6 protein-coding genes are annotated in these 7,621 nt (G+C 71.7%); 5 read left to right on the forward strand and 1 reads right to left on the reverse strand.

What is annotated here, in order from left to right:
- Nucleotides 1-51: 51 nt before the first annotated feature.
- Both PV341_RS23060 and PV341_RS23065 read left to right on the forward strand, forming a co-directional pair.
- Nucleotides 52-3,759 carry a multifunctional oxoglutarate decarboxylase/oxoglutarate dehydrogenase thiamine pyrophosphate-binding subunit/dihydrolipoyllysine-residue succinyltransferase subunit gene (locus PV341_RS23060; protein WP_500358888.1) on the forward strand — a complete coding sequence of 1,236 codons (3,708 nt, stop codon included), beginning with the start codon at nucleotides 52-54 and terminating at the stop codon, nucleotides 3,757-3,759.
- A 154-nt stretch (nucleotides 3,760-3,913) separates the two neighbouring features.
- A complete protein-coding gene (locus PV341_RS23065; RefSeq protein WP_431967379.1) occupies nucleotides 3,914-4,093 on the forward strand; it encodes a DUF6104 family protein in 180 nt (59 codons plus the stop codon).
- A gap of 24 nt (nucleotides 4,094-4,117) precedes the next feature.
- Here the strand turns inward: PV341_RS23065 and PV341_RS23070 are convergent, their stop codons facing one another.
- Nucleotides 4,118-4,687 (reverse strand): DUF4232 domain-containing protein, encoded by a 570-nt coding sequence (locus PV341_RS23070; protein WP_500331174.1) that lies wholly within the window; start codon nucleotides 4,685-4,687, stop codon nucleotides 4,118-4,120.
- 258 nt (nucleotides 4,688-4,945) lie between these two features.
- Here PV341_RS23070 and PV341_RS23075 point away from each other — a divergent pair, with 258 nt between their 5' ends.
- From PV341_RS23075 to PV341_RS23085, 3 genes are all read left to right on the forward strand, one after another.
- Nucleotides 4,946-5,815 (forward strand): DUF4097 family beta strand repeat-containing protein, encoded by an 870-nt coding sequence (locus PV341_RS23075; RefSeq protein ID WP_500331173.1) that lies wholly within the window; start codon nucleotides 4,946-4,948, stop codon nucleotides 5,813-5,815.
- A 1-nt stretch (nucleotide 5,816) separates the two neighbouring features.
- The gene (locus tag PV341_RS23080) at nucleotides 5,817-6,722 is read left to right on the forward strand and encodes a PadR family transcriptional regulator (protein ID WP_499513919.1); all 906 of its coding nucleotides are present in this window, start codon (nucleotides 5,817-5,819) and stop codon (nucleotides 6,720-6,722) included.
- Nucleotides 6,723-7,325: 603 nt separating this feature from the next.
- A partial coding sequence (locus PV341_RS23085) for a hypothetical protein (protein ID WP_500358890.1) occupies nucleotides 7,326-7,621 on the forward strand: 296 nt, incomplete at its 3' end.

Genomic DNA, 7,621 nt, shown 5'->3' on the forward strand with positions numbered 1-7,621 from the left:
TTTATTTCCGCTGTCCATCACCTTGTGAAGCGGAAGAGGGCGGTTGCCGCCGTGTCGCCACACCCCAGTAGCTCGAGCGTCCCGACCGAAACCGATGGGCAGGGCCAGGGCCCTGCCGCGGGCTTCGGGCCTAACGAGTGGCTTGTCGATGAGATCTACCAGCAGTACCTCCAGGACCCGAACTCGGTGGACCGAGCCTGGTGGGACTTCTTCGCCGATTACAAGCCGGGAGCGGATACGGGTTCCGCAGTCGCCTCGGGCCAGCCTCAGGCGGCCCCCGCAGCGCCTCCGGCCGCTCCGGCCCCCGCGAAGCCCGCCGTCGAGAAGCCCACTCCGGCGCAGCCGCAGCCGACGGCCAAGGCCGCCCCGGCCACCGAGGCTGCCCAGGGACCCGAGTACGTGACGCTGCGCGGCCCTTCCGCGGCCGTGGCGAAGAACATGCACGCCTCGCTGGAGCTGCCCACGGCCACGTCCGTGCGCGCCGTCCCGGTGAAGCTGCTGTTCGACAACCGCATCGTCATCAACAACCACCTCAAGCGCGCCCGTGGCGGCAAGGTCTCCTTCACGCACATCATCGGCTACGCCATGGTGCAGGCGCTGAAGATCATGCCCGCGATGAACTGGTCGTTCGCGGAGAAGGACGGCAAGCCGACGCTGGTCAAGCCCGACCACGTCAACCTGGGCCTCGCCATCGACCTGGTCAAGCCCAACGGCGACCGCCAGCTGGTCGTCGCGGCCATCAAGAAGGCCGAGACCCTCAACTTCTTCGAGTTCTGGCAGGCCTACGAGGACATCGTCCGCCGCGCCCGCATCGGCAAGCTGACGATGGACGACTTCTCCGGCGTCACCGTCTCGCTCACCAACCCCGGCGGCATCGGCACCGTCCACTCGGTGCCGCGCCTGATGCCCGGCCAGTCGGTGATCCTCGGCGTCGGCTCCATGGACTACCCCGCCGAGTTCCAGGGCACCTCGCAGGACACCCTGAACAAGCTGGGCATCTCCAAGGTCATGACGCTGACCAGCACCTACGACCACCGGGTCATCCAGGGTGCGGCGTCGGGCGAGTTCCTGCGCATCATGAACCAGCTCCTGCTGGGCGAGAACAACTTCTTCGACGACATCTTCAAGGCGCTGCGCATCCCCTACGAGCCGGTCCGCTGGCTCAAGGACATCGACGCCAGCCACGACGACGACGTCACCAAGGCCGCCCGCGTCTTCGAGCTGATCCACTCCTACCGGGTCCGCGGCCACGTCATGGCCGACACCGACCCGCTGGAGTACAAGCAGCGCAAGCACCCCGACCTCGACATCACCGAGCACGGCCTCACCCTGTGGGACCTGGAGCGTGACTTCGCCGTCGGCGGTTTCGCCGGCAAGTCGCTGATGAAGCTGCGCGACATCCTCGGTGTGCTGCGCGACTCGTACTGCCGCACCGTCGGCATCGAGTTCATGCACATCCAGGACCCGCTGCAGCGCAAGTGGATCCAGGACCGCGTCGAGCGCCCGCACACCAAGCCCGAGCGCGACGAGCAGCTGCGCATCCTGCGCCGCCTCAACGCCGCGGAGGCCTTCGAGACCTTCCTGCAGACGAAGTACGTCGGCCAGAAGCGCTTCTCCCTGGAGGGCGGCGAGTCCGTCATCCCGCTCCTCGACGCCGTCATCGACGCCGCCGCCGAATCGCGGCTGGACGAGGTCGTCATCGGCATGGCCCACCGCGGCCGGCTGAACGTGCTGGCCAACATCGTCGGCAAGTCGTACGCGCAGATCTTCCGCGAGTTCGAGGGCAACCTCGACCCGAAGTCGATGCACGGCTCCGGCGACGTGAAGTACCACCTGGGCGCCCAGGGCACCTTCACCGGCCTGGACGGCGAGCAGATCACCGTCTCGCTGGCCGCGAACCCCTCGCACCTGGAGGCGGTCGACCCGATCGTCGAGGGCATCGCCCGTGCCAAGCAGGACGTCATCGGCAAGGGCGGCACGGACTTCACCGTCATGCCGGTCGTGCTCCACGGCGACGCGGCCTTCGCCGGCCAGGGCGTCGTCGCGGAGACCCTGAACATGTCGCAGCTGCGCGGCTACCGCACCGGCGGCACCGTGCACGTGGTGATCAACAACCAGGTCGGCTTCACCGCCGCCCCGGAGTCCTCGCGCTCGTCGATGTACTCCACCGACGTCGCGCGCATGATCGAGGCGCCGATCTTCCACGTGAACGGCGACGACCCGGAGGCCGTGGTCCGCGTCGCGCGGCTCGCCTTCGAGTTCCGCCAGGCGTTCAACAAGGACGTCGTCATCGACCTCATCTGCTACCGCCGCCGCGGTCACAACGAGGCCGACAACCCGTCCTTCACCCAGCCGCTGATGTACGACCTGATCGACAAGAAGCGCTCGGTGCGCAAGCTCTACACCGAGTCCCTCATCGGTCGCGGCGACATCACCCTGGAGGAGGCCGAGCAGGTCCTGCAGGACTACCAGGGCCAGCTGGAGAAGGTCTTCACCGAGGTCCGCGAGGCGACCGCGCCGGCCGCCCCGCAGGAGGAGGAGAACCAGGCCACCGGCCCGGAGTTCCCCGTCCCGGCGGACACCGCGATCAGCCAGGAGACCGTCAAGCGGATCGCGGCCTCCCAGGTCAACATCCCCGAGCGGATCACCGTCCACCCGCGTCTGATGCCGCAGCTGCAGCGCCGCGCGGCCATGGTCGAGGACGACACCATCGACTGGGCCATGGGCGAGACCCTCGCCATCGGCTCCCTGCTGATGGAGGGCACCCCGGTCCGGCTCGCCGGCCAGGACTCCCGCCGCGGCACCTTCGGCCAGCGGCACGCCGTCCTGGTCGACCGGGAGACCGGCGAGGACTACACCCCGCTGCTCTACCTCGCCGAGGACCAGGCGCGCTACAACGTCTACGACTCGCTGCTCAGCGAGTACGCGGCGATGGGCTTCGAGTACGGCTACTCGCTGGCCCGCCCGGACGCGCTGGTCGCCTGGGAGGCCCAGTTCGGTGACTTCGTCAACGGCGCCCAGACCGTCGTCGACGAGTTCATCTCCTCCGCCGAGCAGAAGTGGGGCCAGACCTCCGGCGTCACCCTCCTGCTGCCGCACGGCTACGAGGGCCAGGGCCCGGACCACTCCTCCGCCCGCATCGAGCGCTTCCTGCAGCTGTGCGCGCAGAACAACATGACGGTCGCGGTCCCGACCACCCCGGCGAACTACTTCCACCTCCTGCGGTGGCAGGTCCACAACCCGCACCACAAGCCGCTCATCGTCTTCACCCCGAAGTCGATGCTGCGCCTGAAGGCGGCGACCTCGAAGACGGAGGAGTTCACCTCCGGCCAGTTCCAGCCGGTCATCGGTGACAGCACCGTCAAGCCCGAGGACGTCCGCAAGGTCGTCTTCTGCTCCGGCAAGGTCTACTACGACCTCGTCGCCGAGCGCGAGAAGCGTGGTGCCTTCGACACCGCCCTCATCCGCATCGAGCGTCTCTACCCGCTGCCGGGCCTGGAGATCCAGGCCGCCCTGGCCCCGTTCACCAAGGCCCAGAAGTATGTCTGGGCCCAGGACGAGCCGGCCAACCAGGGTGCCTGGCCGTTCATCGCCCTCAACCTGATCGACCACCTCGACCTGGTGCTCGGCGCCGCGCCCGACAACGCCGACCGGCTGCGTCGTGTGTCGCGTCCGTCCTCCTCGTCGCCGGCGGTCGGTTCCGCCAAGCGGCACCAGCAGGAGCAGGAGCAGCTGGTGCACGAGGTCTTCGAGCTCTGAGGCCCGTAGTCCCCGGTACGACGCGCAGGGGCCCCGCACTCGTCGAGTGCGGGGCCCCTGCGCGTACGCCGGCAGGAGGGGGCCCCGGCCCGGGCGGCGGGAGTACCTATCCTGGCCTGGTACGTCATCCTTCGACCCTGATCCGGAGCACCCCTTGTACTTCACCGACCGCGGCATCGAGGAGCTGGAGAACCGGCGCGGCCAGGAGGAGGTCACCTTCGAGTGGCTCGCCGAGCGGCTGCGGGAGTTCGTCGACCTCAACCCCGAGTTCGAGATCCCGGTGGAGCGGCTGGCGACGTGGCTGGCCCGGCTGGACGACGACGAGGACGAGTAGCCGCGAGCGGCGGGACCGCCGGGCTCAGGTGCGGAAGGCGCCGAACCGGACCCCGTCGCCGCAGACGCTGAAGACCGCCGGGGTGCCGTCGGCCGTGGTGACCTCGACCGTACGGGCCACGTCGTCGGGGAGCGCGACCTGCACCCGGGAGGCCTGGACGGGGCAGACCTCGCGCGCCGAGGGGGTCCCCTCGACGTTGAGGTCGGTGTAGCGGACGTCGGCGACGGCCGTGGTGCCCCCGCGGAGCTCCACGGCTCCGGTGCCGGCCGCGGAGTTGTCCGCCTCGACGGGGGCGGCCTTGTCCTGGTCGTCCCTCGCGGTGAGGGTCGTGGCGCCGGTCAGCGTGCAGGGGGCGCCCGAGGTGTTGGTGACCTCGACCCGGGCGACCGCGGGCTGCGAGGCGGTCGCGTGGACGGTGGCGGCCAGGAAGCGCACGGCGGTCGTGCCGGCCGTGCAGGCGCTCACCCGGGCGTTCGCGGGGCTCACCTCGGCGGCGGGCCCACCGGTCCCGGTACGGGTGCCGCAGGCGGCCAGGGCGAGGCCCGTCAGGAGCAGGACGGTCGCGGCGGTGGCGGTGGCGGTTCGAGGGCCCATGGGGGATGAGCACATCACCCGGCGCCCGTACGGGCGCTCGCGGCGCGCACGGCGCCGCGCCCCGCGGGGAGGACCTCACCCGTTCGCCGCGTGACCGGCCGCGTCCGGGCGCCGTTCCGCCGCGAACCGCCACCGGGGCGCGCACGGCGCTCCCTTGACTTCCGATCCACGCGATATATCGTGTCTATCGGAGAGACGCGATATGTTGCGTTGTCGGCGTTGACCCGGCGTGCCCGGGTGACCCCAAGGAGGGGCGAAATGAGCGGAACCCCCGGCTCACGGGAGTGGACGGTCACCGAGCCGCACAAGATGGTCTTCGACGCGAGCGTCGACACCCTGCACGTCCGGATCGTCAACGGCGCCGTCAACGTGGTCGGCGTCGACGAGGGCCCGGCCCGGCTGGAGGTGAGCGAGCTCGACGGCCCCCCGCTGATCGTGTCGCACGAGGGCGGCACGCTCACCGTCACCTACGAGGACCTGCCCTGGAAGGGCCTGCTCAAGTGGCTCGACCGCAAGGGCTGGCGGCGGCACGCCGTCGTCTCGCTCGCCGTCCCGCAGCGCACCAGCGTGTCGGTGGGGGTGGTCGGGGCGAACGCCGTGATCTCGGGGATCTCGGACCGCACCGCCGTACGGGGCGTCAACGGCGACATCACGCTGGTCGGCCAGGCCGGCCCGGTGACCGCCGAGACGGTCGCGGGGAACGTGGAGGCCCAGGCGGTCTCCGGCGACCTGCGGGTCAACACCGTCTCGGGCGACCTGACCGTGGTCGAGGGCAGCGGCGCCGCCGTCAAGGCCGACTCGGTCAGCGGCAACATGGTGCTCGACCTGGACCCGCGCAGCGGCGCGGACGTCCGCCTGACCTCGGTCTCCGGGGAGATCGCGATCCGCATCCCGGAGCCTGGGGACGCCGAGGTGGACGCCAACACCACCAGCGGCGACGTCTCCTGCGCCTTCGACGAGCTGCGGGTCAGCGGGCAGTGGGGCGCCAAGCGGATCTCCGGCCGGATGGGGTCCGGCGGCTCCCGGCTCAAGGCCACCACGGTGTCGGGCGCCATCGCGCTGCTGCGCCGCCCGCCCCAGGAGGACCACGGACCCGCGGACGCCGATCCGTTCCGGAAGGACGTCTGAGATGGCCCCCGTCTTCGCCCACGGCCGGCTCCGCCTCTACCTGCTCAAGCTGCTGGACGAGGCCCCCCGTCACGGTTACGAGGTGATCCGGCTGCTGGAGGAGCGCTTCCACGGCCTGTACGCCCCCTCCGCCGGCACCGTCTACCCGCGGCTGGCCAAGCTGGAGAAGGAGGGCCTGGTCACCCACTCCACGGAGGGCGGCCGCAAGGTGTACTCGATCACCGACGCGGGCCGCGCGGAACTCGCCTCCCGCAGCGACGAGATCGCCGACCTGGAGAACGAGATCCGCGACTCCGTCTCCACGCTCGCCGCCGAGATCCGCGAGGACGTCCGCGGCGCCGCGGGCGACCTGCGCCGCGAGATCCGGGCGGCCGCCCAGCAGGCGGCGCACACCCAGCCGAAGTCCTCCCCGGCGGACTGGAAGGAGCAGATGCGCCGCTCCAAGGAGGAGATCCGGCAGGCCCGCGAGGAGGCCCGCACCGCCAAGCGCGCCGCCAAGGAGGCCCAGGACGCCGCACGGGACGAGGTGCAGCGCATCGCGCGCCGCGTCCAGGAGGAGGTCCAGGACCACGTCCGGCGCGGCGACTGGCAGACCGGCGTCCGCGAGGGGCTGGCGGAACTCACCCGGGAGCTCGGCCAGTTCGGCCGCACCTCCACCTCCTGGCCGCCGTATGTGAAGCCCGAGCCCGCCGAGGCGCCCGAGTGGGGCGCGGAGGACGCCGCCGTGACCGAGGACCCTGCCCGCGACCTGGAGCGCCTGCTGGACCGCTTCCGCGACGACGTCCGCGACGCCGCCCGCGACAACGGCGTGGACGCCGAGCAGTTGCGCGAGGTCCGCCGCCATCTGTCCACGGCGGCCGCCCACATCGGCGTCGTGCTGCGCGGCAAGCACAAGGGCCGGGACTAGGGCGTGTCCCATGAATAGCGCCGTCCGCCCGGACGGCGGGGCTCGTGGCGGCTGGTGCGTGCTATCGCAAGGCGGAGGATCGGCCTCGTACTGGACGTACGTGGACGACTCCGACAACGCGGCGTGGGGGCACCCCCGGCCGAAGGCTGGGGGAGTGCCGTGCCTGGGGGCACCTCCCAGCGCCAGCTGGGGGAGCGTCACGAGCCAGGCGGGATTCATCAGACACGCCCTGGCCGCAGGGCCCGGACGGGGTCGTCCCCGATGCGTCCGGGGCCCCGCCGGCGGGGCGGAAGTCCGGACGTCCGGACCCGAGCGGGACCCGTGGCGGAGGACGTAGGGAGTTCCCCGATGCCGCGGCCCCCGCCCGCTGGCAGGCTCTCCGATGCGACGGCACCGGCTCCGGCCGGGCGCCGTCGGGTGCGCGCAGGCCGGCCCAGGGGGAGCCGTGCCCGCGGCCCGGCGGCGGCCCGGCCGGTCGACTTCCCGGTGGCCACAGTGCCGGGGGCGGTGTCCGAGCGGCGGGAATCCCGGTGACCCGATGACGACGGCCGTCCCGCACGGTGCGGGGCGCAGTTCCTGCCCGATCGGACGGAGGCGGTGCCCGTGACGCTCAGGAACGCCCATGAACCCCGGAGGACCCAGGGCGGCGCCCGGAACGGCGGACGCGAGACGGCCACCGCCGGAACCGGCTCGGGCACGCTCCGCGGGACCGTCGTCCGGCTCGTCGGCATGGTCGCCGAAAGCCTCAGGGGCACGGCAGCCGAGGCACCCGAGGTCGTCGACCTCGACCGGCCGCCCCGCTCCCGCTCGGAGGTCGCCTTGCGCAGGTCCGCCGTCGAGGAATCCCCCCGGGGCAGGATCGCCGGGCGCATGGTGACTCCCCCGACACTCCCCCGGCG

The organism is Streptomyces sp. PA03-1a (assembly GCF_033792805.1).
Taxonomy (GTDB): domain Bacteria; phylum Actinomycetota; class Actinomycetes; order Streptomycetales; family Streptomycetaceae; genus Actinacidiphila.

What these genes read in the sequence shown, in the direction of transcription:
- PV341_RS23080 (WP_499513919.1), top strand. Translation starts at nt 5,817, where the DNA reads ATGGCCCCCGTCTTCGCCCACGGCCGGCTCCGCCTCTACCTGCTCAAG.
- PV341_RS23070 (WP_500331174.1), bottom strand. Translation starts at nt 4,687, where the DNA reads ATGGGCCCTCGAACCGCCACCGCCACCGCCGCGACCGTCCTGCTCCTG.
- PV341_RS23075 (WP_500331173.1), top strand. Translation starts at nt 4,946, where the DNA reads ATGAGCGGAACCCCCGGCTCACGGGAGTGGACGGTCACCGAGCCGCAC.